Consider the following 26,684-nt stretch of genomic DNA (forward strand, 5'->3'; position numbering starts at 1 on the left):
AGAATCTTTATCGTTTTAGCATGCGCAACGGCGCGTAGTATATCGGCAAAAATCCTCGTTTGACAGAACCGGCGCCCGCATGTCTCGCCCCGTATCCAAAAAAAACCACACATCCGGCAAGAGTACTACCTCGGGGCGCGCCAGAAAGCCGCCTCCGGGGCTCTCATCGCCCGTGGCGGACCTACCCGGCGTCGGCCCGAAGGTAGCCGAAAAGCTCGCGCGCCTGCACATCGAGACCGTCGAGGACCTGCTCTGGCATCAGCCATTGCGCTACGAGGACCGCGGCACCAAGCAACCGCTCTCACCGGAACACATCCACGAAGCGGCCCTGTTCGAGGTGCGCATCACCGAGGTCCGTCCGCTGTTTCGCGGCAAGGCTCGCCTGGTCTGCCAAGCCGTTGGGGAGGGACCGTCGGGCCCGATACCCCTGACCGTCTGGTTCTTCGGCCGTTTCGGCCCCACCCCCCAGGCCGGACGGACCTACCTGCTGTTCGGCGAATTGCAGCATGGACCGCACGGGCTGGAGATGGCCCAGCCCGAACTCGTGGCACCCAACCAGATCGGCCAGATTCGCCCGGTGTACCCGGCCACCGAAGGCGTCGCCCAACCCAAGCTGCGCCAGTTGGTCGAGGCGGCACTGGAAGTGGCCGTGCGCGACCTGCGCGACCCGTTGCCCGTCACGATTCGCGAGGCGCGCGACTGGCCGCCGCTGATGCGCGCCCTGCAACGCATCCACCTGCCCAAACGCAACGACGGTGTGCCCGATCGGACCGAGCCGGCACTGCAACGCCTGATCACCGAGGAACTGGCGACCCACATCCTCGCCCTGCGCCAGCGGCGCGCGGTCACCCGCCAGGTTGCCGCGCCGGCCATCCCGCCGCAGGAACACCTGTTCGAACAACTGCTCGGGCATCTGGGCTTTACGCCCACCGGCGCGCAAAAGCGAGTGATCGGCGAGATCAAGACGGACCTGGCACAGCGCCTGCCGATGCTGCGTCTGGTGCAGGGCGACGTCGGCTCGGGCAAGACCCTGGTCGCCGCGGCCGCGGCACTGGACGTGATCGACGCGGGCTACCAGGTCGCGCTGATGGCCCCCACCGCGTTGCTCGCCGAGCAGCATGCGCGCAACTTCGCGCAGTGGTTCGAACCGCTGGGGCTGTCGGTGCTGCTGCTCTCCGGCCAGCAGTCGGCGGCAAGCCGACGCGAGGGACTGGCGCAACTGGCCGACGGGCGCGCCCAGATCGTCATCGGCACCCATGCCCTGTTCCAGGAATCGGTGGCCTTCGATCAATTGGGGCTGGTGATTGTCGACGAGCAGCACCGCTTCGGCGTGCACCAACGCCTGGCGCTGACCGACAAGGGCGCAAGTCAGGACGGTGGTGCGCGCCGACCACACCAGCTGATCATGACCGCCACCCCCATCCCGCGCACACTCGCCATGACACAGTTCGCGGATCTCGATGTCTCGATCATTGACGAGTTGCCGCCGGGGCGCACGCCGGTGACCACCGTGGTGGTACGCGCCGACCGCCGCGGCGAGGTGATCGAGCGCATCAGCCGGGTGTGCGCCGAAGGCCGGCAGGCCTACTGGGTCTGCCCGCTGATCGAGGAAGGCCAGATCGAGGCGCAGGCGGCCGAGTCCACCTTCGCCATGCTGGGCGAGGAGTTGCCGCACCTGAACATCGGCATGGTGCACGGCCGGATGTCTGCTGCGGAAAAGCAGCGCGAGATGGCGCGCTTCAAGGCCGGTGACTATCACCTGCTGGTGGCGACCACCGTGATCGAGGTGGGCGTGGACGTGCCCAATGCCTCGCTGATGATCATCGAGAACGCCGAGCGCATGGGCCTGGCGCAACTGCACCAGTTGCGTGGGCGGGTCGGACGCGGCGCGACGGCCAGCCACTGCGTGCTGCTGTTCGACGAGCCGTTGAGCGATCGCGCCCGGGCGCGACTGGGCCTGATGCGTGAGACCGAGGACGGCTTCCGCCTGGCCGAGGCGGACCTCGAACAGCGCGGCCCCGGCGAGGTGCTGGGTACCCGCCAGGCCGGCATCGCCAAGCTCAAGATCGCCAACCTGCTGGAAGACCAGGGCAAGCTCGAAGAAGCGGGGCAACTGGCGGACGAGTTGCTGGAACGCTTCCCCGAGTCGGTCCATCCGCTGATCGCCCGATGGGTCGGGGCGGCGGGCCAGTACGGGCAGGTGTAGCGCCGCCCGGAGCAACCCTTGCTCGTATTCGGTCGCTGACATACAGTTTTCCTTATACCCCGATTCGGGCGAAACCGCCCCGGCACCCCGATCGGACCACAAGGACGACCACGCCACCCGACCGCGACGGTCGGAACGCCCCTATCCCAGGCACTGACGGAACCACGCGCCGGCCATGAAGCGACTCTGCCTTTCTTTACTCGGGACCTGGTTCCTGCTGATCGCCCCCGTGATTGCCCAAGGCGCAATTGCCCAGGGCGCATCGGCCGTGACCCTCAGCGCTGAAGAAAAGGCATTCCTCGAGGAAAACCGGACCGTCAGCATCGCCATGATGGTCGAGCACCCACCGTTCACCATCCTCGGCGATGGCTCGGGCAACGGCTTCGAACACGACATCCTGCATCTGATCGCCAGCAAGACCGGGCTCAGGTTCGAGAAGAGCTTCGGCACCTGGGTGGACTCGTACCGTCGCTTCCGCGAGGGCGAGGTCGACGTGATTTCCAGCATCTCCTACGACGAGGATCGCACCGCCTTCACGTTGTTCACCGAGCCCTACTACGAGTTGCCGATCTTCGTCTTCGTCCGCGACGATTTCGGCGACTACTCGGGCATCGAGGACTTGAAGGGACACAAGGTCGGGGTCATCGAGGGCATCTTTTACGTCAACGACCTGGAGGCCGCCGGCGGCATGGACCTGCGACGCTACGGCACCTACCAGGAAATGACCCGCGCGCTGGTGCTGGGCGAGATCGATGCGCTGGTGCAGAACCTCACCAACATCAACGAGGTCATCAAGCGCCGCGCCTACACCAACATCCGCATCGCCGGCGAGCTGGCGCTGCCCGGCGTGAGCGAGGAAGACCTGCGCTTCGGCATCACGCCGGACAAACCCGAGCTGCGCTCGATCATGCAGAAGGGCCTGGACGCCATCACCCCGGCCGAGTGGGGCACCCTGACCGGACGCTGGCTGGGCGTGCGCGGCGAGGGGGCGCGTCAGGGCCGACCAGCGGCCATTCCACTGACCGACGCCGAACGCACCTACCTCGACGACGCGGGCCACATCGACATCTGTATCGACCCGAACTGGATGCCCTTTGAGCGCTTCGACGAAAACGGCCAACACGATGGCATCAGCGCCGATTACTTCGCCCTGTTCGAACAGGCCCTTGGGGTCGATTTCCGCCCCCTGCCGGTCGAGACCTGGTCCGAGTCGGTCGAACACCTCAAGGCGGGCGACTGCGACCTGTTCAGCCTGGCCATGCGCACCCCGGAACGCGAGACCTACGCCGAGTTCACCGACAGCTACATCCAGACCCCACTGGTCATCGCCACCAAGGCCGACGTCGCCTTCATCAATGACCTGGGTGACCTCAGCGGACGACCGATCGCGATCCCGGTGCTGTACGCATTCGCCGAATTGCTGCGCGAGGGCTACCCCGACCTCGACCTGGTCGAGGTGACCGACATCGACGCCGGCCTGGCGATGGTGCGCAGCGGCGAGGTCTTCGGCTACATCGGCACGCTCGCCACCATCGGCTACAAACTGCAGACCGAATACGGCGGCGAGCTCCGCATCACCGGCGATACCGGCAAGTCCTGGAACATGGGCGTGGCCGTGCGCGAGGACCGGCCGGTGCTGCACGGCATCATGGAAAAGGCGGTCGCCAGCATCACCGAGGAGCAGCGACGGGACATCAACAACAAGTGGATCTCGATTCGCTACGACCAGCGGGTGGACTACACCCTGCTTTGGCAGGTCAGCGCCGTCTTCGTCCTGCTGCTGCTCGCCGGCGGGCTCGTCTACCTAAAGCAGGTCGGCCTCAAGCGCCAGCTCGAAGCCGCCTACCGACAGACCGAACGGCTGGCCGTCACCGACAAGCTCACCGGGGTGTACAACCGCCACCGGCTCGACCAGGTCCTCGGGGAAGAGACGCGCCAGGCCGATCGCTACGGCGATGCCTTCGGCGTGATCATCCTGGACATCGACCACTTCAAGGCCATCAACGACCGATTCGGCCACCGCGCCGGCGACGCCGTCCTGCGCGAGTTCGTCGACGTGCTGCGCCGCAACTGCCGCCAGACCGACATCCTCGGACGCTGGGGCGGCGAGGAATTCCTCATCATCGCCCCGCATGCCGACAAGGCGACCCTCCTCACCCTCGCCGAAAAGCTGCGCACCGCCATCGAGGCAACGACCTTCCGTGACGTCGAGCAAGTCACCACCAGCATCGGCGCGAGCGTCTACCAGCGAGGCGACAACCCCGACACCCTGATCAAGCGCGCCGACGACGCCCTCTACGACGCCAAGCGGCAGGGGCGCAATACCGTGGCGTTTCGCTAGGACGACAATCGCGTCGTTGACCGGCCGCTCCACTTTGCCGCAGATTTACGCTATCGTTTGAATTGGCAATCTTTGCCATACGATGGCTTCACTTTCCGCGAGGTGCCCCGCCATGGCGACCATGAACGTTTCCCTTCCCGATGGAATGAAGACATGGGTCGAGCAACAAACTCGATCCGACCGCTACAGCAATGCCAGCGATTACGTGCGCGACTTGATCCGACAGGACCAGGAACGGGCGCTGAGAATCGCCCATATGCAGAAACTGGTCACCGAAGGCATCGAAAGTGGTGCAGGTGACCGGTCAATGGACCAGTTGCTCGACGCCGCCCGCCAGCAAACACCCGCCGGCTGACGCATGGCTTACCGACTAAGCCGCAAAGCAGAAGAGGACATCATCGGGATCTTCGTCAGCGGCACGTTGGAGTTCGGCCCGGCACAAGCGGAGCGGTATCACAAAGAACTCGGACGGACCTTCCGCTTCCTCGACGACAACCCGCTCGCGGCTCGTCTGCGAGAAGAAATCTCCCCGCCCGTCCGGGTTCACCCCGTCGGCTCACACCTGATCGTCTACACACAAGAACCGGACGGGCATATATTCATCGTCCGGGTACGGCACAGCCACGAGGATTGGCAGAGTCATACGGGCAGATGAACCCCCTTCGTTCCTCTGTCAAACGGCCCCACCTCACAACTCGTGCCAGCTACGAGGCCCTGGCTTGTTCCGTGTCGGGTTCCAGTGGATTGCCATCCGCGTCGAGGAGTTGGCTGTCGTAGGCCGCCTGGAGGCCGGTTTGGCGTTCGTCTTCCTCGGGCTCTTCGCCGATGGTGCGCGGGTACAGGGGAGAGAGGATGGCGACCACCACCCCGATCGCGGCGAATATCGCAAATGCCTCGGCGTAGCCGAATGCCTTTACCAGCATGCCGACAACGGGCGAACCGACCGCCTGCCCGAGCGAGACCGCCACGAACGGCAGCACCGGCCCCATCGACAGGCGCCCCGGCAACAGGCGAATGCCGGTCATCAGGTAGAGCCCGGTCAGACTCATGTAGGCCAGGCCGAACACCAGCGCGGAGAAGGCCGCCAGAAGCAGGTTGTCGGGGCTGGCGGCAAGCAATGCCAGGCTCGTCGACAGCATCATCAACATCAGCGCCTGGGTGATGGGTGGGTTGTTGCGATCGGCCAGATCCGCCACCACCGCCCCGCCGAGGCCGGCAATGCCCACCGCCAACCACAGCCAACCCGTGGCCCCGGGCGGCAGTTGACCCAGGGTGACAACTAGGTCGGGCGCGAAGATCCAGTAGGCGGCGGAGACGAAGCCCATCAGGAAAGCAAACACCGACAGCCGACCAAGACGCCACCGCTGCAGGGAGCTAATCGGCGCCGGGGGTGCGGCGTCCGATGGCGTGACCCGCGACACCGACGGAATCAAGCGCCACGTGGCGACCACACCGATGACGGCCAGGACGGCAAAGGAGCCGTAGGCCAAACGCCAGGCGTCGGCCAGGAACAGCACCGCCGGCACGGCCACCGCCACGCCCACGCTGGTGCCCGCGTTCATGATCGAGCTCACCCGGCCGTGCATCGAGCGCTCGACTACCGCCTGCATCGCGCCCGAGAGCGCCGGCATCATCAGGCCGGTGGAGATGCCGCAGGCGAACACCCCCACGCCCAGCGACATCGCATCCGGGGACTGGCTGATCACCAGCAGCCCACTGGCCGCGAGCGTGCCCGAGAGCATCGCGGTATAGCGGGCGCCCATCCGCCGGGCGAGAACCGGCGCGGCGAGCGAGGCGAGGATGAAACTGATCAGCGGCAGCGCGCCGATCACGCCGACCACGTCCGGCGACAGCCCCAGATCGGCACGAATCGGCGGCACGAACAGGCCGAAGGCAAAGCGCGCGAGCCCGTAGGTGATGGCGATCAGCCCGGCACCGAACAGCGCAAACCTCATGCTCGAAGGGAATTGCATACACCCCCGCCAGACTCGCATCGAGAAGTGTGGCCCTCGGCAGCCTGTGCACGCCGGAGGCCGAACCATCAGAGCCTAGGATTCTCCCCCGCCAGGTTCAAGCAGGCTTTCTGTTGCCCCCTTTCCCCACGGCCCGGAAGGACCGGCAATCGCGGCATTAGCCGATGCCGGCCACTTGCAAGCTCGGCAGCCGGTTTACGATCGGCGCCCTTTCACTCGGTACATTTCGTCATCCGCATGGCTCAGCAGGGTATCGGCATCCGCACCGTCCGCCGGATAACAGGCGACACCGATACTGCAGGACGCGGTCGTCAGCCCACCGAACTCGGCGCCCAGCGGCTTGGCCAGGACCGCGACAATCTCGTCGACCTTCATGGAAACGGCATCCGCCGACTGGATGTCCGTCAGCAGCACCGTGAATTCATCACCGCCCATCCGGGCCACCGTGTCCGTCTCGCGCACGCAGCTTTCCAGCCGTCGTGCGATCGTGCAGAGCATGCGATCACCCATCGCGTGGCCATGCGTGTCATTGATGGATTTGAAGTCATTGACGTCCACGAACAGCAAGGCCAGCTTGCTCCGGTGACGATGGGCCGCGTGCAGGGCCGAGTCCAGGCGGTCGTTGAACAGCGACCGGTTGGTCAGCCCGGTCAGCGGATCGTGATGCGCGAGGAAGCGCAACTTGTCCTCGGCCAGCCTGAGTGCCGTCACGTCCCGCGCCACACCGATGCGCACACCGTCCTCCTCGGACCAGCGGGCCGACCACAGGATGTCGACGATCGAGCCATCCTTGCGGATATACCGGTTGTGGAAATCACTGTGCGACTGACCGCTCATGACCCGGACAATCGAGTCACGTGTCGCCTCCAGATCGTCGGGATGCATGTAGTCGGTGATCGGCGTGCCGATCAGCTCCTCGGCGCGGTAGCCAAGCAGTGCCTCACAGGCATCACTCACGAAGACGATCTGGTTGTCCGCGTCGACCACAAAGATCGCGTCCATCATCAGGTGGATCAGCTTCGGGTAAAGCGCTTTGATATCCACTGGCATCATCTAGGGCTTCAGCTGGGTCATATGGCGGTCAGTGTAGCCCCAAGGGGCGAGAATCCGGGCCAGAATCCCCAAGAAGCGAGAGCAAAGGCATCTCGCCGCAATCCAAGCAGTACGCAGGCTGTGACAGGGGCACCGCCCCCTTCTCCGCGAGTTGCCCTGCATACGCCATTGGCGTATCTTTCTGTCATGCACACGGTGGCCGAAACACCCATCTTCCAGAGATACGCCAAGGAAATCTGGTCGGAAGACGAACGCATGGCGTTCATCGAGTGGATTGCCGCCAATCCATACGCGGGTGACGTCATCCCGGGCTCGGGAGGTTGTCGCAAGGTGCGCTGGTCTCGCTCGGGGATGGGCAAACGCGGTGGCGCCCGGGTGATTTACTTTAACGTAACCGACGGACGGATCTGGTTACTCATCGCGTACACCAAGGCCAAATTCGACAACCTGGAGCCGTCGTTTCTGGCCAAACTGAAGAACGAGGTGAAACCATGACCGCCAAGCACGACGCCGAGATGGAAACGTTCCAGAACGACCTCCTCGAAGCGGTAAAGCAGATGAAGAACGGCGAGGCCGCGAGAGTGACCGAGGTCGAACTGACTCCGGTCGCCACATTGCGCGCCCGCATGGGTCTCTCGCAAACCCAGTTCGCACGGCTGCTAGGCGTGTCCGTGCGCACACTCCAGCAATGGGAACAGGGCCGGCGGCGTCCCACCGGGCCGGCGAAGCGTTTGCTCGCCATTGCCGAGAAGCGTCCTGACGTGCTGCTTGAGGAATCCTGATCGCTCGGAGATTTAAGCCACGGCAATGCCCTAACCCTTTTCCGCGGGGAGCCTTGTTGCGGAGGCGGAACGGTTTCGGGCGTTTGTCACGTCCGGAGGTTTCGATCACATCGCCCTGCCAACGCCCGAGGCACTTTCTATTGCTTGTCCAATAGAAAGTCCCCAAAGACAAGGACACCCCGGCGCCTTGGCCCTTCGGGCTTCCCTCGTCACCGCCGGGTTGCGGCCGGGTCGGTTCGACGCGACGTCGTGTCGCGCAGAACCTCGGAGCGACGTCCATGTCGCTCCGACCCTGCAACCCGGCGGTAACGAGGCAAGGTGCAGGGGCCCCTTGTGTGCCACACCCTAGATTCCAGCGTCTGACAGCTGCCCTTGCTGGTAAGCCGCAAGCAGGACAGCCGCACCGCGGATTTCGCGGCCAAGGGCCGCTCACACACCCTCCAGCCCCCCTGGGGGAGCGAGCCCCGCTCGCGAAACGCGCCAACGGCGCGTGCCCAGACCCAGGACAGCGGCACGCAAATCACGCTACGAACGCTCCAAAATCACTTAGTCACTACAGTGATCTTGAGCACATGCCAGGCGTGCAAAGCCACAATCAATCAAAAAGGGTTTTGCCCCCTTTCGCTAGCCAAGCTCGAGAAACCCTGAGGTTATAGTTGCCAGCAGTAGCCAAGTAATAGCCACCATGCCAGCACGCCACCCATCACCATGATGGATGTGGCCCAATAGCGCCTTGTAAAGATAGAAGATCATCACGATGCCGAGGAACCACTGAATACTTTTGAGAATGATCATTGCCTCTCCTTGGCTCCATTAATATCTACTCTGACCCCCCAGATCAATTGAGCAAAAGGGGTCAGCAAAAGGGGTCAGAACCCTTTTCTCCCATCAGGAGCAACGAATCATCAGCCACCCACCCCCCTTCGCCCTTGCCGAGCGGCCGGGGTGCCGCAGGGTCAGCGCCACAAGGACGTGGCGCTGAGGTTCGCCGCGACAGGACGTCGCGTCGACCCGACCCGTCCGCGGCACCCCGGACGGGAGGGAAGCCCGCAGGGCCAAGGCGAGGGGTGCCCTTCTCTTTGGGCCCTTTCTCTTGGGCAAGCAAGAGAAAGGGCCTCGCGCGCTTGGCAGCAAGGCCCAGTCAAGATGCACAGCAGGTCAAGCGTGCGAAAACTCAATTGATCAATAAGGGTTCTGACCCCTTTTACGCGTGGACGGCGAACCGGCCCCGTCCGCGGCAGCCCGGGCGGGACGAAAGCCCGCAGGGCCAAAGCGAAGGTTTACTTGCCTTTGGGTTGACGTCAATCCGGCTTTGTAACAAGCACGAAGCTATCTAGAAACGAAAGCACTCGATCCTTATTTTTTGACGACAGAGACTCTGAAAAAGAAACTGAAACCCTTATGTAATTCTCTCGATCCACAAGCCAGAAACCACGGCCTTTAAACGGCACCCCGCTAAACAAAAATCGAAAATCATAGTCAAGCCTCTCCCGACTATCTCCAAACCCACGCCAGCTTGCTTTGGCGTCGCCAGGATTTTGGCCCATCGCCTGAACAAACGCGTCATTTGATTTCTCCACAAACATTTTGGAGTTGGCATCATTAATTCCTTCGGGCAAGGGAATGATCGTGATGGCGTACAAGGCGCCCCCGTTATTGAACCTTTTCGCACTTTGATACGAATAGCCCTCAACCACCCCCGTGGCCGCCCCAACCCTTTTAGGCGGGCTGGGGAACATCGCTGCATAGCGGCCACTTTCACTTGACCACAGCCCCGAAGCCCCTGTTGACCGTGATTTGTCTTCTAAATTTTCGCTAACAGATATATCAGAAACTTCCAGAGAATCAACTATTCGATTCGTCATTGGTCGCATTAACTTAGCGGCACGATCCAAATACGACACCGTCAACGTGAAAGATCCATCGCCAGCAAAGACTCGAATCAACCTTACTCTGAAGTTGCCCGGCCCATTGGCAGATGCCCGACTATACTCAGTAACAAATACAGTTATGCCATTAATTTCTTTTTTCTTAGTACCCGTCCACGACGTTACTGACATGCCGAAGGCTTTCATTTCCTTGGCAATATTCTCTTTCAGGGCCGCATCTAGCGCCAACACATCATGATTAGTAGCGCTGCGTGCATCCTGTTGAGACAGATCAAGCTGCGGGTAGTAGCGAACATTCAAAATACCTACAGTCCTGCTACGGTCATTTAGATAGTTGGCTGCAAACGGAAGTTTAGATCGAGCATGCCTTATTCCAGACAAATTCAATCCCGATTTCACAAACTCGTCGAGCTTAATTCTTTGGCCGCCAGACAAAACAACCCATTTTTCCTGCATTTGAATCGAAACGCCTTTTGGCAAGCTGACAGTTGCCATATTTTCCGTTGCCCAAGCGACCCTCACGCTCCCAAAGAAGAACATGGCCAGCAGCAGAAGAGGCGCCCATAAAGACCTACATTTCATATCCATACGTCTCTCCTGCTTACCTAAGAAGAAAGCTTTTATCCGCCTTGTGTTTACTCAGCGTCTGTCTTCGCACCCGGTCGGACGTCGCCATCACCGGAGAACAGCTCCCCAATCAACGGCTCAATCTTGCTCCGAGTCGGCCCAAACTTGTCCATGCGCCCACCCCCATTCCGAGCATCGTAGGTCGCACGCCCCTCAAGCCCATCCTGGCCAAATACCTTGAGGTCGGCATAGGACAGGTACATCGCCATGTCCCAGCGCCAGTTGGCGGTGTACTCGAGGTAGTGGGAGCAACCGACCGGCCGCTCGCCCTGGTACACCTCGGTATACAGCCCCTGTTCCTCGATCAACTCGCAGACGGCCGGCTCGAAGCCGTCCATCAGGACATCGGGATTGTGTTCGACGCAGATGCGTTCGATGTCGTTGTCGGCGACCGGCTCGACATTCTGGGTGATGGAGCAGCCGCTCAGCCCGAGCAACAGGCCGAGGCCGGCAATGAGTTTCGCTTGTGGTGACATGAGACCTCCTTGGTCATTGTTATTCCCTGCGGGGCGTTGCACCCCGAATTCGCATGGTCGCATGTTTACGTGGCGTCATGCGCTCCCGGCTTGATCGAGCACACAAACAAAAGGCCAGCGGCCGGCGGGGTCATCCCCACTCGGCGCGCTGGCCTCGCTGCGAGCTTGTCGCTGTCAGCTTTAGGCTAGCCTGTCTTCGGCCCCACCCAGACCTGCTGGGCATTGACGAACATCTTGATCCCGTGCGGACCGAGTTCGCGGCCGTAGCCGGAGCGCTTGACGCCGCCGCTGGGCAGGCGCGGGTCGGTCTTGACGATGCCGTTGATCGACACCTGGCCGGCCTCGATGTCGCGGGCCATGTGGATGGCACGAGCGGTGTCCGCCGTCCAGACCGCGGCACCCAACCCGTACTTGGTGCTGTTGGCCAACTCTAGCGCCTCGTCGGCGTCGCGCGCGGACATGGCCACGGCGATCGGGCCGAAGGTCTCCTCGCAGAAGGCGACCATCGAGTCGTCGACATCGGCCAAGAAGGTGACGGGGTAGAAGAAACCATCGCCCTCGGGCATCTCGCCGCCCATCAGGCAGCGCGCGCCGGCCTCCACCGAAGCCTGCACCTGACGATGCAGACCCTCGCGCAGGTCCGCGCGGGCGATGGGGCCGACGTCGGTGGATTCCTCGCGCGGGTCGCCCATGGTCAGTTTTTCGAGACGGGTTTTCATCATGTCGAGGAAGCGCTCGTAGATCGGCTCCTCGATGATGATGCGCTTGGCCGCGATGCAGGACTGCCCGGCGTTGATGATCCGCGAGAGCACCACGGTGTCGGCGGCGGCCTCGAGATCGGCGTCCGCCAGCACGATCACCGGGTCGGACCCGCCCAGTTCCAGCACGGCGGGCTTGATCTGCCGGGCGGCGGTGGCCGCGACGATCGAGCCGGCGCGGTCGGAGCCGGTGAAGGAGACGGCGCGCACGCACTCGGTCTCGATCGCGCCCTGGATGTCGTCGGTCTCCAGCGGCAGGTTCTGGAACACGCCCTGCGGGAAGCCCGCCTTCTCGAAGGACTCGGCGATGCCCGCCGCGCAGGCCGGCACGTGCGCGTCGTGCTTCATCACGCAGGTGTTGCCGGCCATCAGCGCCGGCGCGGCGAAGCGGAAGGCGAGCCAGAACGGCGCGTTCCACGGCAGGATGCCCAGCACCGTGCCGATCGGCAGGTACTGCACGTAGCTGACCGTGGCGTCCGAACCGAGCATCTCGCTAGCGAGATATTCCTCGGCGTGATCGGCGTAGTGCTCGGCGCACCAGGCAGCCTTATCGACCTCGCCGCGCGCCTCTCGGATGGGCTTGCCCATCTCGTCGGTCATCAGCAGCGCCAGCCGCTCGCGGTCCTCGCGCATCACCTGTGCCACGCGCCGCAGCAGGCCGGCGCGCTCGGCAAAGCTGGTCTTGCGCCAGTCGCGATAGGCGACGTCGGAACGCTCGAGCACCGCGTCGCGCTGGGCCGGGTCCATCACCGGGAATTCGTGCAATTGCTTGCCCGTGGTCGGGTTGATGACGGTCTGGCTCATGAGGCGCGAGACTCCTTGGATTGCTTCGGGGATTGCTTGTGGTCGTGCTTGCCGTGGGACTTGGACTTCTCCTCCCGCTTCCCGCTCTCGGCGGCGAGCAGCTCGATCACCGGGGGCTCGTCCGGGATCTCGCGCTTGGCCTCCTCGCGCTTGACGGTGAAATCCTGATCCAGGGTGAAGAACGACTCGCAGCCATCCTTGGTGATGTAGATGGTGTCGGAGATGCCGCAGGTCTTGTCACCGTCAACGCCCCAGGCCCAGGGGATGATGTGGAAGGTCATGCCCTCGCGCAGTACGGTCTTGTCCCCGTGCATCAGGCTGAGGATGTAGCCCTCGTCCCAGCTGGGCGGGAAGGCGATGCCGATGGAATAGCCCGAGCGGGTGATCAGCTTCCCGTGGGCATCGTCGACGGTCATGATCGAGCGGACCAGGTTGTCGGCATCGGAGACGGTCACGCCCGGGCGGATCAGTGCCTTGACGCGTTCGAGTGCCTCTTTCATGCGCTCCTGCGCCTTCCACATCAGCTCGGTGGGCTCGCCCAGCACGGCGGTGCGCATCATCGCGGTGTGGTAACGGCGATAGCAGCCCCCTACCTCGATGAAGACGTGCTCACCCGGCTTGACCACGCGGCCCTCCCAGGTGGCGTGGCCGATCATGGTGCGCGGACCGGAGGTGACGTAGGGCATCACCGCGGGCGGCTCGCCACCGGCACGGAACATGCCGGCGCTGATCTCCGCGCCGATCTCGTTCTCGGTCACGCCGGCCATGCAGGCCTCCAGCCCCGCCTTCATGCCCGCCTCGGTGGCGATGGCGGCGCGGCGCATGATCTCGATCTCGTGCTTGGACTTGGTGCGCCGGCCGCACTCGACGATGCCGAAGCAGTCCAAGAGCTTCGCTCCGGTCAGCGTGGTGTGCAGTGCATCCTGCTGGTAGGCGGGGAAGAAGTAGCTGTTGCGCTCGTAGCCGATGTACTTGTTCGCCAGCCCGAATTCCTTCAACGAGGAAACCAGCATCTGGATGGCGTCACCGGTATCCGGGTACGGCCGGGTGATCTCCACCCAGGTCCGTGCGTGGACGTTGGATTCCTCCATCGTCCGCGTGATCATGAACGGCTTGTCGTCGAGCGGCACCACCAGCGCCTGGAAGAACGAGTACCCCGTGGTCTGGTAGTCGGTGAGGTACATCAGGTTCTCGGGGTCGGTGATGATCACCGCGTCGAGCAGCCGCTCGGCCATGCGCAAGCGCAGTTCGCCGAGCCGGCGCTCGTACTCTTCCATCGGGAAGGTCATGTCGTCGCGTTGGCGCATGGTTCAGCCCTCCACCTGTGCATCGACGGCCTGCTCGAAGAGATTCAGCCCTTCCTCGAGGTCGTCGTCGGGAATGGTCAGCGGCGGGATCAGCTTGATCACCTGCCCCTTCGAGCCGCAGACCGCCGCCAGCAGGCCGCGATCGAAGCATTCGCGCGCGACGCGCTTGGAGAGATCACCGTCGATGAAATCCAGCGCCTGCATCATGCCGCGACCACGCACGGCAAAGCGCGGGTACTTTTCCGCAATCTTCTCCAGACGCTTTCGGATCACCTCGCCCTTGCGGCGGGTCTCCTGCATGAAGGCCGGATCGTCGAAGTAGCCCAGCGCCACGGTGCCGGCGATGAACGACAGGTCCTGCCCGCGGAAGGTGCCGGTGTGCTCGCCCGGCGCCCAGTGCTTGTCGTGCTCAGGCTTGTTGAGGTTCATGGCGATGGGCGTGCCGAAGCCGCCAAGCCCCTTGGCCAGGGTGATGATGTCCGGGTCGAGGTCCATGTCGTCGAAGCTGAAGTACGAGCCGGTGCGCCCGGAACCCATCTGGATGTCATCGACGATGAACAACGCGCCGGTCTCGCGGGCCAGGTCCTGGATGCCCTTGAGCCATTCCTCGGAGGCAACACGCACGCCACCCTCGGCCTGGACGGTTTCCACCAGGAACGCCGCCGGCGGGGCATAGCCGGAAGACGGGTCGGCATAGATGTCGCGCAGGCGCTCGAGCGAGGGCATGCCGCAACCCAGCGTGCAGTTGGGGCACTGGGTCTCGCAGCCGAACGCCTGGTGGACGACGTTATCCAGTGGGACACCGGCGGCGTTGCGGAAGTGCGCGTTGGTGGTCGCGGCCAGCGCGCCCAGCGTCATGCCGTGGAAGGCGTGGTGAAAGGAGACCACCTGCTGCCGGCCGGTGACGCGGCGCGCCAGCTTGAGCGCCGCCTCGACGGCGTTGGTGCCGGTCGGGCCGACGAACTGCAGCCGGTAGTCCATGTCGCGCGGCTTTAGGATCGTCTCGACGAACTTGGTGATGAAGGCGCGCTTGGCGGTGGTGTACATGTCCAGGCTGTGGGCGACACCGTCGTTCTGGATGTAGTCGATCAGCGCGTCCTTCATCTTCGGGTCGTTGTGCCCGAAGTTCAGCACCCCCGCGCCCGCATAGAAATCGAGATAACTTCGGCCCTGCTCGTCGGTCTGGCGGGCGTTGCTCGCCGAATGAAAGACGGTGGGTGCGGCACGGCAGTACGCGCGGATCTCGGATTCCCACTGCTCGAACACCTGCATGTGCATTGACGCTATCTCCCCTGGTTGCGGGTGTAATCGGGCCCACCGCCGGGCGACGGGCCTGTGTACCGGTTCGTCCGGCACGTATGTCGGTCGACAGGCCAGGCCTGTCGTCGTTCAGTCCGCCGCGGTCTCGACCGGGGCGCCGACCAGGTCGGCGAAGATGCGCCCCACCGGGTCGATCAGCCGGTCGTTGAAGTCGTAGCGCGGGCTGTGACAGGGCTCGTGATGCCCCTGCCCGTCATCGGCGCCGATCAGGGCGAAGGCGCCGGGGACTTCCCGAAGGTAGTAGCTGAAATCCTCCGACGCCATGATCGGCACCGGCAGGGTGGTATCTCGCCAGTCGACACCCAGGGTGCGTGCCAGCGCGCCGCGGTAGTGCGCGGCCGCCTCCGGGTGGTTGACGGTGGCGTGGTAACGGGGAGTGAAGGTAAAGCGTGCCTCGACGCCGTAGGCCGCCGCGGTATCGCGAGCGATCTGGTCGAGATGCTCGGCCACCGCGTCGCGCTGGTCGGTACGCTCGACACGCACGGAACCGGCCAGGCGGGCGGTGTCGGGGATGGCCGTGATCGCCCCGCCCGCCTCGAAGGTGGTGACGCTGACCACCGCGGCAGTCTGCGGCGCCAGCCGGCGCGAGACGATCTGCTGGATGGATTGCACCAGCGCGGAGCCGGCGAGCACCGGGTCGCGGCAGGCCTCGGGCTGGCTGGCGTGACCACCGCTGCCGGTCAGCCGGATCTCGAAGGTGCCGTTCGCGCCCATCACCGGGCCGTCGGGGCAGACGGCCTGGCCGAAGGGAATCGCCGGCCAGTTGTGCCAGCCGAATACCCAGTCCACGCCCTCGAGCGCACCGTCTCGGATCATCTCGCGCGCGCCGTGCCCGCCTTCCTCGGCCGGCTGGAACAATAGCGTGACCGGGCCGGGCAGGTGGTCCTCACAGGTCTTGAGCCAGCGGGCGACCGCCAGCAGCGTGGCGGTGTGCCCGTCGTGACCGCAGGCATGCATGATGCCCGGCGTGCCGGAGGCCCACTCGGCGCCGGTGATCTCGTCGATGGGCAGGGCATCGATGTCGGCGCGCAGGGCGATATGCCGGCCGCGCGCCTCGGGGGCCAGCCGCCCCACCGTGCCGGTACCCGCACAAGCCCGCCACGGGATACCGAGGTGATCGAGCTCCGTCCGGATCGCCCCGGCGGTGGCGTGCTCCTGCCAGGTCAGTTCCGGGGCCTGGTGCAGGCGGCGACGAAAGGCGGTGGCCTGGGTGGCGATGTCGGTCCAGATCGAGGGCACCGGGGCCTCCTGTCGGCGACCGGCACGAGCCGGGCGCGGGTGGTTCAAGCGGATAACGGGGCGCATCCACCAAAGGGAAACGGGCGACCCGATGGCTTCGAGCTAAGCACAGGTGTTGGCCCGGACGCAACAAGCCGCTTGCCCCACTGTGGCGCCAGCACCACGCCAGCCGGATACACGCCCGGCGAGGCCACACCGATTGGCAAAAATGACGGCCGGGGGTTGAGAAACTCTTGGCCCATCCCTAGGTCCGAACGTCAGTCAACAGAATATCTGATAGATTCCCAAGCCACGCTTATTCACTTTCATTCCTGGGGAGTATCCATGCTGTTCGAAGCGTTCGAAGAGACTGGCCTGTCACAACTGAGCTACGCCGTGGGCTGCCAGCAGAGCAAGGAGCTGGCGATCGTCGACCCGCGCCGCGACATCGACATCTACCTCGATTTCGCCGAGGAAGAGGGGTACGTGATCCGGCACGTCATGGACACCCACATCCACGCTGATTACGCCTCCGGCGCGCGCGAACTGGCCGAGGTGACCGGCGCGAAGCTGCACCTGTCGGCCTACGACGACAACGAGGTCTTCGAGGTGGGCTTCGACCACCTGCCGATGCAGGAAGGCGACTCGGTGCAGATGGGCAACGTCCGCATCGAGGCGCTGCACACGCCGGGCCACACCCCGGAGCACATCTCATTCCTGGTCTACGATGGCGCCCGCTCGCCGGACGTCCCGGCCGTCGCCCTGACCGGTGACTTCCTGTTCGTCGGCAGCCTCGGGCGCCCGGATCTGCTCGGCGAGGAAGCCACCCGCGGGCTGGCCAAGCAGGCGTTCCACAGCGTGCGCGAGAAGCTCCACGGCCTGCCCGACGGGCTCGAGATCCGCCCGGGGCACGGCGCGGGCTCGGCCTGTGGTGCCGGCATGTCGGGGCGCACCGTCTCGACGCTGGGCTACGAGCGCGCCGCCAACCCGCTGCTCGACCCGTCACTGACGGAAGACGAGTTCATCGACACGCTGCTCGGCAACCTGCCACCGGCGCCGGACTTCTACCCGCGCAACAAGGTCACCAACTCCGAGGGCCCCAAGCCGGTGCAGGGCATGGTCGACCTGCTGGCCGAGGAGATCGAGGTGTTCGACATCGACGATCTCAAGGCCCAGATCGACGCCGGCGCGGTGGTCATCGACATCCGTGACCGGCTGGCCTTCAACGCCGCGCACATCAAGGGCTCGCTGGGCATCGAGTTCGGCGACAACCTCAGCACCTGGGCCGGCTGGATCGCCCCGCCGGACAAGCCGCTGATCCTGGTCGACCACGACGGCGACGACGAGCTGATCAGCGAGGCGATCCGCGCGCTGGTGCGCGTCGGCCAGGACAAGGTGGTCGGTTTCTTCGACGGCGGCTTCGATGCCTGGCTCAAGGCCGGCGAGGCGTTCGAGAACATCCCGCTGGTCGACGCCGAGACCGCCAAGACCGATCTCGACCACGACCGCCGCACCCTCTGGGACGTGCGCGAGACCAACGAATGGGACGAGGGCCACGCGCTGGGTGCGCGCCATACCCCGGCCCACGACGCCCGCGACGGGCTCGACGGCGTGGGCAAGGATGCGCCGATCACGCTGGTCTGCGGCTCGGGCATGCGCTCGACCGTCGCCGCCAGCCTGCTGCGGCGCGCCGGCTACACCAACGTCGCCAACCTCATGGGCGGCATGGACGCCTGGGAAGAGGCCGGCCTGCCGGTGGTCGCCAAGGACTGATCATCCGCCAGCCTGCAACGACAAAACCCCGCTCCGAAAGAGCGGGGTTTTTTGTTTGCGCGCCACCGAGAGGTGGTGCGCTTACCCCTTGCGCCTTGCCTTCCGGGGGGTGCATCGCCGGGACGGGACGGCAGGGACGCCGGCCCGAGGTTCGCCGCGACACGACGTCGCGTCGAACCGTGCCCGACAGCGATGCACCAGCCGGAAGGGAAGTCCGCAGGACCAAGGCGCCGGGGTGTCCTTCTTTTCGTCCCTTTTCTTGGACAAGCAAGAAAAGGGACTCGCGCGCACCTCAACAGTATGGCGAAGCCAACAGGCTCAATTAGCGCGCGAAAACCGGGCAACAAGCCCCAAAAGGATACGCGCCCCAAAAACAAAACCCCTTGACAAGCAAGGGGTTGGGTTGAGTTTGCAACACTATTGAGTGACGTGACTCCTAGAACGGAATATCGTCCTCACCGAAGCCGTCGTCGATCGACTTAGCCGGGCGCTGGTCCTGGCTCGGCGGCGGGGGCGGTGCGCCGTAGTCGGACTGGCCGCCGCCGTAACCCGCGCCGGCACCGGCCGCGGCGCCACCGCCGTAACCGCCGCCATAGCCACCCTGGCTGGCCTGACCACCGCCGTAGCCGCCGCCCTGGCCGCCACCGGCACCCGGACGGCCGCCGAGCATCTGCATCTCGTTGGCGACGATCTCGGTGGTGTAGCGGTCCTGGCCGTCCTGGCCCTGCCACTTGCGGGTCTGCAGGCGGCCTTCGATGTAGACCTGGCTGCCCTTCTTCAGGTATTCGCCGGCGATCTCGGCGAGCTTGCCGAAGAAGACGATACGGTGCCACTCGGTGTTCTCGCGGTTCTCACCCGTGGTCTTGTCGCGCCACTGCTCGGAGGTGGCCACGCGGATGTTGGTGACCTGGCCGCCGGACGGCAGGTAGCGCACGTCCGGGTCGACCCCGAGATTGCCGATGATGATTGCCTTGTTCACACCGCGGCTCGCCATATTCACACTCCTTCTGGTTCCTGCCGGACCGGTCGAGTCGCCGGCCAAACCAACACTATAAAGCATCGGGGAAGAGGGGCACCACTCGCCTTGGTGATTCGCCTAACCGCTTGGCGGGTCAAGGAGATCGGCGCCCTTTGGACTACAATGACCGGTTCCGTTCGCGGCGGGGAGCACGCCTCTTCGCCGCGAGCGATGTCCATTCAATCGAGCGACAATCGCACACCATGGCCGATCCGTTTATCCGCATTCGCGGTGCCCGCACGCACAACCTCAAGAACATCGATGTCGACCTGCCCCGCGAGAAGCTGATCGTCTTCACCGGGCTGTCGGGGTCGGGCAAGTCGTCGCTCGCCTTCGACACGATCTTCGCCGAGGGCCAGCGGCGCTACGTGGAGTCGCTGTCGGCCTACGCGCGCCAGTTCCTGTCGATGATGGACAAGCCGGACGTCGACACCATCGAGGGGCTGTCGCCAGCGATCTCGATCGAGCAGAAGACCACCTCGCACAACCCGCGCTCGACGGTGGGCACGGTCACCGAGATCTACGACTACCTGCGCCTGCTGTATGCCCGCGCCGGCATCCCGCGGTGCCCGGAGCACGACATCGACCTGACCGCGCAGACGGTCTCGCAGATGGTCGACCACGTGATGGACCTGCCCGAGGGCTCGAAGTGGCTGCTGCTCGCGCCGGTGATCGAGAACCGCAAGGGCGAGCACCACAAGCTGTTCCAGGAGTGGCAGTCGCAGGGCTTTCTGCGGGTGCGCATCAACGGCACGGTCTACGAGATCGACGAGATCCCGGCCCTCGATCCCAAGACCAAGAACAACATCGAGGTGGTGGTCGACCGCTTCAAGGTGCGCGACGACCTCCAATTGCGGCTGGCCGAATCCTTCGAGACGGCCCTGCGGCTGGCCGACGGCCAGGCGATGGTCGTATCCATGGATTCCGACGAGGAGCACGTCTTCTCCTCCAAGCACGCCTGTCCCAAGTGCGGCTACTCGCTCGGCGAGCTCGAGCCGCGACTGTTCTCCTTCAACAACCCGGTCGGCGCCTGCCCCAGCTGCGACGGGCTGGGCGTGAAGCAGTTCTTCGACCCGCAGAAGGTAATCATCAACCCGGAGTTGTCGCTGGCCGCCGGCGCGGTGCGCGGCTGGGACCGGCGCAACGCCTACTACCACGCGCTGCTCTCCTCGCTGGCACGTCACTACGGCTTCGACCTGGAGACGCCGTGGGAGGAACTGCCCGAGGACCTGCGCGAGATCATCCTGCACGGCTCGGGCAAGGAGAAGATTGCCTTCACCTACATCGCGCCACGCGGGCGCTCCAAGGAGCGCACGCACCCCTGGGAGGGCGTGCTGCCCAACATGTCGCGCCGCTACCGTGAGACCGAGTCTCAAGCGGTACGCGAGGAACTGGCGCGCTACATCTCCGAGCAGGCCTGCCCGAGCTGTCATGGCACCCGCCTGAACCGCGCCGCGCGGCACGTGTTCATCGAGGGGCACAACCTGCCGACGATCACCCGCTGGTCGATCGGCCACTCGGCCGCCTTCTTCGCCGAGCTGGAACTGGAAGGGGCGCGCGGCGAGATCGCCACGCCGATCGTGCGCGAGATCCGCTCGCGGCTGAAGTTCCTGAACGACGTCGGCCTAAACTACCTGTCGCTGGATCGCAGCGCCGAGACGCTCTCGGGCGGCGAGGCCCAGCGCATTCGGCTGGCGAGCCAGATCGGCTCGGGGCTGGTGGGCGTGTCCTACATCCTCGACGAGCCGTCGATCGGCCTGCACCAGCGCGATAACGACCGCCTGCTGGGCACGCTCACCCACCTGCGGGACCTGGGCAACACGGTGATCGTGGTCGAGCACGACGAGGACGCCATCCGCGCCGCGGATTTCGTGCTCGACATCGGCCCCGGGGCCGGTGCGCACGGCGGCCAGGTGGTCGCGCAGGGCACGCCCAAGCAGATCGAGGCCAACAAGGACTCGCTCACCGGCCAGTACTTATCCGGCAAGCGGGAGATCGAGGTGCCAAAGCGCAATCGCGCCGATGCCGAGAAGATGCTGACGCTGGAGGGAGCGACCGGGCACAACCTGCAGGGTGATCCGTTGCACATCCCTCTGGGGTTGTTCACCTGCATCACCGGCGTGTCCGGCTCGGGCAAGTCGACGCTGATCAACGACACCCTGTTCAAGATCAGCGCCCACCAGCTCAACCGCGCCAGCGCGACCGCCGCGCCGTACAAGAACATCCACGGGCTCGACCAGCTCGACAAGGTCATCGACATCGACCAGTCACCGATCGGGCGCACGCCACGCTCGAACCCGGCGACCTACACCGGCCTGTTCACCACCATCCGCGAGTTGTTCGCCGGCACGCAGGAGGCCCGCTCGCGCGGCTACACGCCGGGGCGGTTCTCCTTCAACGTCAAGGGGGGGCGCTGCGAGGCCTGTCAGGGCGACGGGGTGATCAAGGTCGAGATGCACTTCCTACCGGACGTCTACGTGCCCTGTGATGTCTGTGGCGGGTCACGCTACAACCGCGAGACGCTCGACATCCACTACAAGGGCAAGACCATCACGGACGTGCTGGAGATGACCATCGAGGAGGCGGCCGAGTTCTTCGAGGCGGTGCCCAGCCTGCACCGCAAGCTGACCACCCTGATGGACGTCGGCCTGGGCTATGTGAAGCTGGGGCAGAACGCCACCACGCTCTCCGGCGGCGAGGCCCAGCGGGTCAAGCTCTCGCGGGAACTGGCCAAGCGCGATACCGGCCACACGCTCTACATCCTCGACGAGCCGACCACCGGCCTGCACTTCGAGGACGTCGCGCAACTCCTCCGTGTGCTCTACCGCCTGCGCGACCACGGCAACACCGTGATCGTGATCGAGCACAACCTCGACGTGATCAAGACGGCCGACTGGATCGTCGACCTGGGACCGGAGGGCGGCTCCGGCGGCGGGCGCATCATCGCCTCGGGCACGCCCGAGCAGGTCGCCGAGGTCGAGGGCTCGTACACCGGGTATTACCTCAAGCGGATGCTGGCACCGGCGAAGGCGTAGCCAGCCCCCGCCCGTGTAGGTCGGGCTTTAGCCCGACAATCCCTTACAGGCTGGATGCTTCGGCCTGACCGCCACAGGGGGAAGTCGGCCCTGTGGCCGACGTCGGGCTGAAGCCCGACCTACAGGGGCATGTGCCCCGAGCACCCGATTGTGGGAGCGGGCCTTGCCCGCGAAAGCCGCGTCAGCGGCTGTCCCGCCAAACGGCGGTGCCAGCAGGTGCACTCGGGCGGGATTACTCAAATCCCCGACACGCGCCACCGGCGCGTTTCGCGAGCGAGGCTCGTTCCCACATGTAATCGTTACTCCAACGTACGTTGCAGGCTCTCGAGCACGTCGCGGGTCTTTTCCTTGGTCTTGTCGATGACGTTGGAGGTGGTGTCCTTGGTCGCCTGCCAGGCGCTGGATGCGCCGGACTTGGTGCTTGACCAGATGTCGGCAGCGGCTTCCTTGGTCTGGGCCCACCAGTCGTTGTCGACGCGGGGGTAGTCGCGCACCTGGTCGAGGTCGTCGTTGAGGAACACCGCGTAGGAAACGCGATCAAGTCGGTCGCCGGAGCGGGTCGCCACCGAGAACTGCTGCACCTCGACGAATCGGTAATCGTCGCCACTCACGCCATCGATGGCATCGTCGAGCTCGATTACCAGACCGTGGACCTTCATGTTCTCGGCCACCAGGACGTCCTCGACCTCGCCCACCTCGCGATTGCGATCGGCGGCCAGAAAGACGTCCGCCCCGATCAGGGCATCCATCGAATACAGCCCTTCCGGCGCGTTTTCCGCCAGCACGGACTGGGACAGCGTTACGGCAATGGCTCCAGCCAACAGGGTGTTCATGCGCTTCATAGGATCTCTCCTGATTGGTTGTTATTCACTCTCGGCGCACTCGACGCAGCGCGTTACGCTGGGATCGTTTTGGAGTCGACGGACGGGAATGGGTTCCCCGCAGACGAAACAGTCGCCGTACTCGTCGTTTTCCATCCGCCGCAGGGCGCCGTCGACGCGGCCGAGTTCGCGTTTCCAACGGGCGCGGAGCGCCCGAGCCATCTCCCGAACCTGCGCTGACTCGATGCGCGACAGCTGACTCTCCTTGCTCTGGCACGCGCTGTCGATTTCCACCCGCTCGGTGGATTCGTCACTGCCGCTCAGCAGTTCTCGCAGCGATTCGCGCCTCTCGAGCAACTGGGCGCGGAGTGCCTCGCGCAGCGCGTCATCCACGGGCGGTCAGTCGATCTTGATCTTGGCGTAGCCCCGCTGGGCGTAGGCCGCGGCGGTGACGAAGGTGTTGCCCACCTCGACCAGCGGCTCGACCAGGTCGGCCTGGGTGATACCCGAGCGGCGACTGGCGATCGAGCAGACCTCCATGCGCTCGACACCCGCCAGGGCGTGCAGCTCGGCGAGCTTCGAGTGGATCTGCAGAATCGTCTGGGCGTGCTCGATGTTCCGGTCCGGGGCATCACGGGTCAGCAATCGAACCGATCCGCCACGAAAGCCGAACACCATGCGTGGCATGACGCCCTGGCGCTCGAGATCCCGGTAGGTCTGTTCGATCACGCCCAGCCGCGCGAGCAGGGCACCCGGGTCGGATGCCGTCACGTCCCAGAGGATGCGCGCCTCCTCGAGCCCCTGCAGGGCACGCGAGTCGTCCGGCCGCGGCACGTCATTGGCGACCGCCAGTCCCGGCAGCAACATGAACATCAGGCCCAGCATCAATCGGCGCATGACCCCTTCCTCCTTGTACTCAATGGCGACACGTTCAACCAGTAAAGCCGATCGGGGCGGCAATGCAAGCAATTGATTTTCGGTCGGCGCGGGCCTGTCGGTGGAGAGTCACGCGATCCGATTCGACCAACCCCCACAGGCGGGCACAAAAAAACCGCCCGCGGATTGCTCCGGGGCGGCCTGACGGAACGGTGACTCGTCAGTCGATCAGAACTCGAATTCCATCTTCTGGAAGACGCGCCCGGCGTTCTGGCCGGCGAGTTCGTCGTAAGTGTGCCAGTGCGAGAACTGGCTCTGGTCGAGCTCGTAGGCATCCTGCAGGCTGCCACCCTCGTCGATGATCTTGCCGATCTCGGTGCGCAGGAACGTAAGGTAGTCAGCGGTGTAGTGCTGGACCGTTTCCATGTCGGTCGGCCCACCGTGGCCCGGGATGATGGTCTTGCCCTCGGCGACCTCGACGAACTTCGGCCATGTCTCCAACCAGGCGGCCGTGTCGGTGTACTCGAAGATCGGCAGCATGCGGATGTTGAAGGCCATGTCGCCGGCGATCACCACGTCACGTTCGGGGATGACCACCGAGATATCGCCCGGGGAATGGGCCTCGCCGAAGTAGATCACCTCGGCGGTCATGCCACCCAGGTCGAGTTCAATGCGGTCCTCGAAGGTGCGGCTGACGGAGACCGCCTCGTCGGTGCCTTCGGCCTTTTCCTCGGCGATGCGCTTGAGCGTGTCGAGGTAGTCGGCCTTGTGGCTGTCGTAGTACTCGGCGGCATCGACGTGGGCGATAACCTCCGCCCCCTGGTCAATCCAGTAGCCGGTCGCCAGGGACGAGTGCAGCTGACCGTTCTCGTTGACCACGTACTTGACCGGTACGTCGGTGCGCTTCTTGATTTCCTCGTGCAGGGCCTCGGCGAGCTGGTAGGAGGCGCCGGCATTCATGACCAGCACCGCATCCTCGCCGATCACGAACGAGAGGTTGTTGTTATGCAGCGAGTTCTCGTAGGTGTAGGGCTGGGTCGCACCGATCGCCGACCAGACGTCATCGGTGACCTTCTGCGGCATGTCATAGAGCATCGAATCCGGCGCCTTGTCGGGCGGATTGTCATCTTCGGCCATCGCCGGACCGGCGACCAGGCCGGTGGTCGCCATCGCCAAAAGCGCACTGCCGGCCAGGTTGCGCGTGCCTCTCATCCATTCGGTCAACATACGGTTCCACTCCTTGCCTTGGGCAATACCCACAAGCATTTTGGGTTTATCTATTAGCGAGCTAACCATCTCGCCGTTCACGCGAGAAAACAACCCCGCGAACCATTCGGGTTTTTGATTCGAAAGAACATACGTTAATCAGCATTCAATCAACCAGTTGATCGATTCAGGCTGAAATGTCTGGGGGCTAGTTCCAGTCTAGTCCGCCGCGCGTCGCCCAGTACGACGCGGGACGCTCGGCAAGCGAAGCCAACGCCTCTCGGTCCACCGGCGCGAGGGTGACGTCCAGCGCCCCGAGGTTGGACGCCAGCTGTGCCTCGTTACCGGCGCCGGAGAGCACCATGTCCACGCATGCCTGATCCAGCAGCCAGCCGATTGCCATTGCGTCACGGCCAACCCCGTGCCGTCCGGCCACGGCATCCAGCGCGTCCATCACGCCCGCGTCCTCCGGCCGGTCGTTGCGCGCGGTCAATCGACCGTTGGCGACCGCCTCCTTGATGATCACGGCCATGCCGGCCTGGGAGGCCTGTTCGAGCTGGCCCAGCACCGACGGTTCGAGCAGGTTGGCGGTCGCCTGCACGGCGTCGAACAGGGGCCGGCCGTCGATCTCGACCTCCATCGCCCGGGCCAGGGTCTCGGCCTGCGCCGCGCCGCTGGTGGTCAGGCCGATGGCCACACCCTGGTCGCGCAGTTCGCCCAAACCCTCGAGCACCGACCCGTTCTCCAGCACACCGGAGTCGAGCGTGGCCGAGTGAATCTGGTAGAGCGCGGGCGCAAAGCCGAGCGCCTCCACGGTTTCGTCCCACTGGCGGTCGAGCACCTCGAGGCTGTGCTCCTTGACCTCGTGGACTTCGGCATCTACCTGCCAGCCGGCGGTGTAGGTGTAGCCCCATTTCGAGCCCACCGTGGGACGCTCGTCGGCCGACCGATGGGCCAACCAGTCACCCAGGAACGCCTCGGCCCGGCCGTAGGAGCGCGCGGCATCGACGTAGCGGAGGCCATGCCGCCAGGCGCTCTCGAGCATGGCGTGACAGTGCGCGCGCATGGCCTCGACGTCGCGACCGTCGGGCATGTCCTCGCCGTGGCCGAGGTTGATGTAGCCGGGGCGGCCGAGGGCGGCCAGCCCCAGGCCGACGCGGGGTCGGGGAAGGGTCAATCGCTTCTCCGGCATGGTGAACGA

The 26,684-nt window shown here is 64.7% G+C and carries 23 protein-coding genes; 8 read left to right on the forward strand and 15 right to left on the reverse strand.

Features of this window, described 5'->3' with window-relative positions; genetic code table 11:
* Positions 1-79: 79 nt before the first annotated feature.
* From recG to VWP12_RS02090, 4 genes are all read left to right on the forward strand, one after another.
* Positions 80-2,206, forward strand: coding sequence for an ATP-dependent DNA helicase RecG (gene recG / locus VWP12_RS02075; protein ID WP_410474394.1), 2,127 nt, complete (start codon positions 80-82; stop codon positions 2,204-2,206).
* A gap of 175 nt (positions 2,207-2,381) precedes the next feature.
* The gene (locus tag VWP12_RS02080) at positions 2,382-4,547 is read left to right on the forward strand and encodes a diguanylate cyclase (RefSeq protein ID WP_410474395.1); all 2,166 of its coding nucleotides are present in this window, start codon (positions 2,382-2,384) and stop codon (positions 4,545-4,547) included.
* 112 nt (positions 4,548-4,659) lie between these two features.
* Positions 4,660-4,902 carry a type II toxin-antitoxin system ParD family antitoxin gene (locus tag VWP12_RS02085; RefSeq protein WP_410474396.1) on the forward strand — a complete coding sequence of 81 codons (243 nt, stop codon included), beginning with the start codon at positions 4,660-4,662 and terminating at the stop codon, positions 4,900-4,902.
* Between the two features lie 3 nt (positions 4,903-4,905).
* The gene (locus VWP12_RS02090) at positions 4,906-5,202 is read left to right on the forward strand and encodes a type II toxin-antitoxin system RelE/ParE family toxin (protein WP_410474397.1); all 297 of its coding nucleotides are present in this window, start codon (positions 4,906-4,908) and stop codon (positions 5,200-5,202) included.
* A 49-nt stretch (positions 5,203-5,251) separates the two neighbouring features.
* On the opposite strand, the gene VWP12_RS02095 is transcribed toward VWP12_RS02090, so the two are convergent.
* A complete protein-coding gene (locus VWP12_RS02095) occupies positions 5,252-6,520 on the reverse strand; it encodes a CynX/NimT family MFS transporter (protein WP_410474398.1) in 1,269 nt (422 codons plus the stop codon).
* 195 nt (positions 6,521-6,715) lie between these two features.
* On the reverse strand, positions 6,716-7,570 hold the full coding sequence (locus VWP12_RS02100; RefSeq protein WP_410474932.1) for a diguanylate cyclase domain-containing protein: 855 nt from the start codon (positions 7,568-7,570) through the stop codon (positions 6,716-6,718).
* 189 nt (positions 7,571-7,759) lie between these two features.
* Between VWP12_RS02100 and VWP12_RS02105 the strand changes: the two genes are divergently transcribed.
* Positions 7,760-8,068, forward strand: a complete 309-nt coding sequence (locus tag VWP12_RS02105) for a transcriptional regulator (RefSeq protein ID WP_410474399.1) — start codon at positions 7,760-7,762, stop codon at positions 8,066-8,068.
* The gene (locus VWP12_RS02110) at positions 8,065-8,355 is read left to right on the forward strand and encodes a helix-turn-helix domain-containing protein (protein WP_410474400.1); all 291 of its coding nucleotides are present in this window, start codon (positions 8,065-8,067) and stop codon (positions 8,353-8,355) included. Before VWP12_RS02105 ends, VWP12_RS02110 begins: the two co-directional genes overlap by 4 nt.
* Positions 8,356-8,979: 624 nt before the next feature.
* On the opposite strand, the gene VWP12_RS02115 is transcribed toward VWP12_RS02110, so the two are convergent.
* From VWP12_RS02115 to doeB2, 7 genes are all read right to left on the reverse strand, one after another.
* Positions 8,980-9,150: a hypothetical protein gene (locus tag VWP12_RS02115; protein ID WP_410474401.1), complete on the reverse strand. Its 171-nt coding sequence runs from the start codon at positions 9,148-9,150 to the stop codon at positions 8,980-8,982.
* Between the two features lie 506 nt (positions 9,151-9,656).
* The gene (locus VWP12_RS02120; RefSeq protein ID WP_410474402.1) at positions 9,657-10,832 is read right to left on the reverse strand and encodes a hypothetical protein; all 1,176 of its coding nucleotides are present in this window, start codon (positions 10,830-10,832) and stop codon (positions 9,657-9,659) included.
* A 47-nt stretch (positions 10,833-10,879) separates the two neighbouring features.
* On the reverse strand, positions 10,880-11,347 hold the full coding sequence (locus VWP12_RS02125; RefSeq protein ID WP_410474403.1) for an Sbal_3080 family lipoprotein: 468 nt from the start codon (positions 11,345-11,347) through the stop codon (positions 10,880-10,882).
* A gap of 185 nt (positions 11,348-11,532) precedes the next feature.
* The gene (locus VWP12_RS02130) at positions 11,533-12,909 is read right to left on the reverse strand and encodes an NAD-dependent succinate-semialdehyde dehydrogenase (RefSeq protein WP_410474404.1); all 1,377 of its coding nucleotides are present in this window, start codon (positions 12,907-12,909) and stop codon (positions 11,533-11,535) included.
* Positions 12,906-14,216 carry an ectoine hydrolase gene (doeA, locus tag VWP12_RS02135; RefSeq protein ID WP_410474405.1) on the reverse strand — a complete coding sequence of 437 codons (1,311 nt, stop codon included), beginning with the start codon at positions 14,214-14,216 and terminating at the stop codon, positions 12,906-12,908. Before doeA ends, VWP12_RS02130 begins: the two co-directional genes overlap by 4 nt.
* A gap of 3 nt (positions 14,217-14,219) precedes the next feature.
* A complete protein-coding gene (locus VWP12_RS02140) occupies positions 14,220-15,494 on the reverse strand; it encodes an aspartate aminotransferase family protein (RefSeq protein WP_410474406.1) in 1,275 nt (424 codons plus the stop codon).
* Between the two features lie 111 nt (positions 15,495-15,605).
* Positions 15,606-16,775, reverse strand: a complete 1,170-nt coding sequence (gene doeB2, locus VWP12_RS02145; RefSeq protein WP_410474407.1) for a N(2)-acetyl-L-2,4-diaminobutanoate deacetylase DoeB2 — start codon at positions 16,773-16,775, stop codon at positions 15,606-15,608.
* A 324-nt stretch (positions 16,776-17,099) separates the two neighbouring features.
* Here doeB2 and VWP12_RS02150 point away from each other — a divergent pair, with 324 nt between their 5' ends.
* A complete protein-coding gene (locus VWP12_RS02150) occupies positions 17,100-18,527 on the forward strand; it encodes an MBL fold metallo-hydrolase (RefSeq protein ID WP_410474408.1) in 1,428 nt (475 codons plus the stop codon).
* A gap of 436 nt (positions 18,528-18,963) precedes the next feature.
* On the opposite strand, the gene ssb is transcribed toward VWP12_RS02150, so the two are convergent.
* The gene (ssb, locus tag VWP12_RS02155; RefSeq protein ID WP_410474409.1) at positions 18,964-19,521 is read right to left on the reverse strand and encodes a single-stranded DNA-binding protein; all 558 of its coding nucleotides are present in this window, start codon (positions 19,519-19,521) and stop codon (positions 18,964-18,966) included.
* A 227-nt stretch (positions 19,522-19,748) separates the two neighbouring features.
* Between ssb and uvrA the strand changes: the two genes are divergently transcribed.
* Entirely contained in the window at positions 19,749-22,580 is a 2,832-nt protein-coding gene (gene uvrA, locus VWP12_RS02160; protein ID WP_410474410.1) for an excinuclease ABC subunit UvrA, read from the forward strand.
* Positions 22,581-22,879: 299 nt separating this feature from the next.
* On the opposite strand, the gene VWP12_RS02165 is transcribed toward uvrA, so the two are convergent.
* From VWP12_RS02165 to VWP12_RS02185, 5 genes are all read right to left on the reverse strand, one after another.
* On the reverse strand, positions 22,880-23,422 hold the full coding sequence (locus tag VWP12_RS02165) for a hypothetical protein (protein WP_410474411.1): 543 nt from the start codon (positions 23,420-23,422) through the stop codon (positions 22,880-22,882).
* A gap of 21 nt (positions 23,423-23,443) precedes the next feature.
* Positions 23,444-23,794, reverse strand: a complete 351-nt coding sequence (locus tag VWP12_RS02170; RefSeq protein ID WP_410474412.1) for a TraR/DksA family transcriptional regulator — start codon at positions 23,792-23,794, stop codon at positions 23,444-23,446.
* Between the two features lie 6 nt (positions 23,795-23,800).
* Positions 23,801-24,298 carry a hypothetical protein gene (locus VWP12_RS02175; protein ID WP_410474413.1) on the reverse strand — a complete coding sequence of 166 codons (498 nt, stop codon included), beginning with the start codon at positions 24,296-24,298 and terminating at the stop codon, positions 23,801-23,803.
* 207 nt (positions 24,299-24,505) lie between these two features.
* On the reverse strand, positions 24,506-25,504 hold the full coding sequence (locus VWP12_RS02180) for an MBL fold metallo-hydrolase (RefSeq protein WP_240031397.1): 999 nt from the start codon (positions 25,502-25,504) through the stop codon (positions 24,506-24,508).
* 187 nt (positions 25,505-25,691) lie between these two features.
* Positions 25,692-26,675, reverse strand: a complete 984-nt coding sequence (locus VWP12_RS02185) for an aldo/keto reductase (RefSeq protein ID WP_410474414.1) — start codon at positions 26,673-26,675, stop codon at positions 25,692-25,694.
* Positions 26,676-26,684: the final 9 nt, after the last annotated feature.

Origin of the sequence: Guyparkeria sp. TX1, from assembly GCF_046523965.1 — a bacterium.
Lineage (GTDB): Bacteria > Pseudomonadota > Gammaproteobacteria > Halothiobacillales > Halothiobacillaceae > Guyparkeria.

Coding starts and splice junctions, on each gene's coding strand:
- VWP12_RS02165 (WP_410474411.1), bottom strand. CDS start 23,422: ATGAAGCGCATGAACACCCTGTTGGCTGGAGCCATTGCCGTAACGCTG.
- VWP12_RS02140 (WP_410474406.1), bottom strand. CDS start 15,494: ATGCACATGCAGGTGTTCGAGCAGTGGGAATCCGAGATCCGCGCGTAC.
- VWP12_RS02130 (WP_410474404.1), bottom strand. CDS start 12,909: ATGAGCCAGACCGTCATCAACCCGACCACGGGCAAGCAATTGCACGAA.
- VWP12_RS02115 (WP_410474401.1), bottom strand. CDS start 9,150: ATGATCATTCTCAAAAGTATTCAGTGGTTCCTCGGCATCGTGATGATC.
- VWP12_RS02085 (WP_410474396.1), top strand. CDS start 4,660: ATGGCGACCATGAACGTTTCCCTTCCCGATGGAATGAAGACATGGGTC.
- VWP12_RS02180 (WP_240031397.1), bottom strand. CDS start 25,504: ATGTTGACCGAATGGATGAGAGGCACGCGCAACCTGGCCGGCAGTGCG.
- VWP12_RS02080 (WP_410474395.1), top strand. CDS start 2,382: ATGAAGCGACTCTGCCTTTCTTTACTCGGGACCTGGTTCCTGCTGATC.
- VWP12_RS02125 (WP_410474403.1), bottom strand. CDS start 11,347: ATGTCACCACAAGCGAAACTCATTGCCGGCCTCGGCCTGTTGCTCGGG.
- VWP12_RS02175 (WP_410474413.1), bottom strand. CDS start 24,298: ATGCGCCGATTGATGCTGGGCCTGATGTTCATGTTGCTGCCGGGACTG.
- recG (WP_410474394.1), top strand. CDS start 80: ATGTCTCGCCCCGTATCCAAAAAAAACCACACATCCGGCAAGAGTACT.
- VWP12_RS02090 (WP_410474397.1), top strand. CDS start 4,906: ATGGCTTACCGACTAAGCCGCAAAGCAGAAGAGGACATCATCGGGATC.
- doeA (WP_410474405.1), bottom strand. CDS start 14,216: ATGCGCCAACGCGACGACATGACCTTCCCGATGGAAGAGTACGAGCGC.
- VWP12_RS02185 (WP_410474414.1), bottom strand. CDS start 26,675: ATGCCGGAGAAGCGATTGACCCTTCCCCGACCCCGCGTCGGCCTGGGG.
- VWP12_RS02100 (WP_410474932.1), bottom strand. CDS start 7,570: ATGCCAGTGGATATCAAAGCGCTTTACCCGAAGCTGATCCACCTGATG.
- VWP12_RS02120 (WP_410474402.1), bottom strand. CDS start 10,832: ATGGATATGAAATGTAGGTCTTTATGGGCGCCTCTTCTGCTGCTGGCC.
- uvrA (WP_410474410.1), top strand. CDS start 19,749: ATGGCCGATCCGTTTATCCGCATTCGCGGTGCCCGCACGCACAACCTC.
- VWP12_RS02105 (WP_410474399.1), top strand. CDS start 7,760: ATGCACACGGTGGCCGAAACACCCATCTTCCAGAGATACGCCAAGGAA.
- VWP12_RS02095 (WP_410474398.1), bottom strand. CDS start 6,520: ATGCAATTCCCTTCGAGCATGAGGTTTGCGCTGTTCGGTGCCGGGCTG.
- VWP12_RS02150 (WP_410474408.1), top strand. CDS start 17,100: ATGCTGTTCGAAGCGTTCGAAGAGACTGGCCTGTCACAACTGAGCTAC.
- ssb (WP_410474409.1), bottom strand. CDS start 19,521: ATGGCGAGCCGCGGTGTGAACAAGGCAATCATCATCGGCAATCTCGGG.
- VWP12_RS02110 (WP_410474400.1), top strand. CDS start 8,065: ATGACCGCCAAGCACGACGCCGAGATGGAAACGTTCCAGAACGACCTC.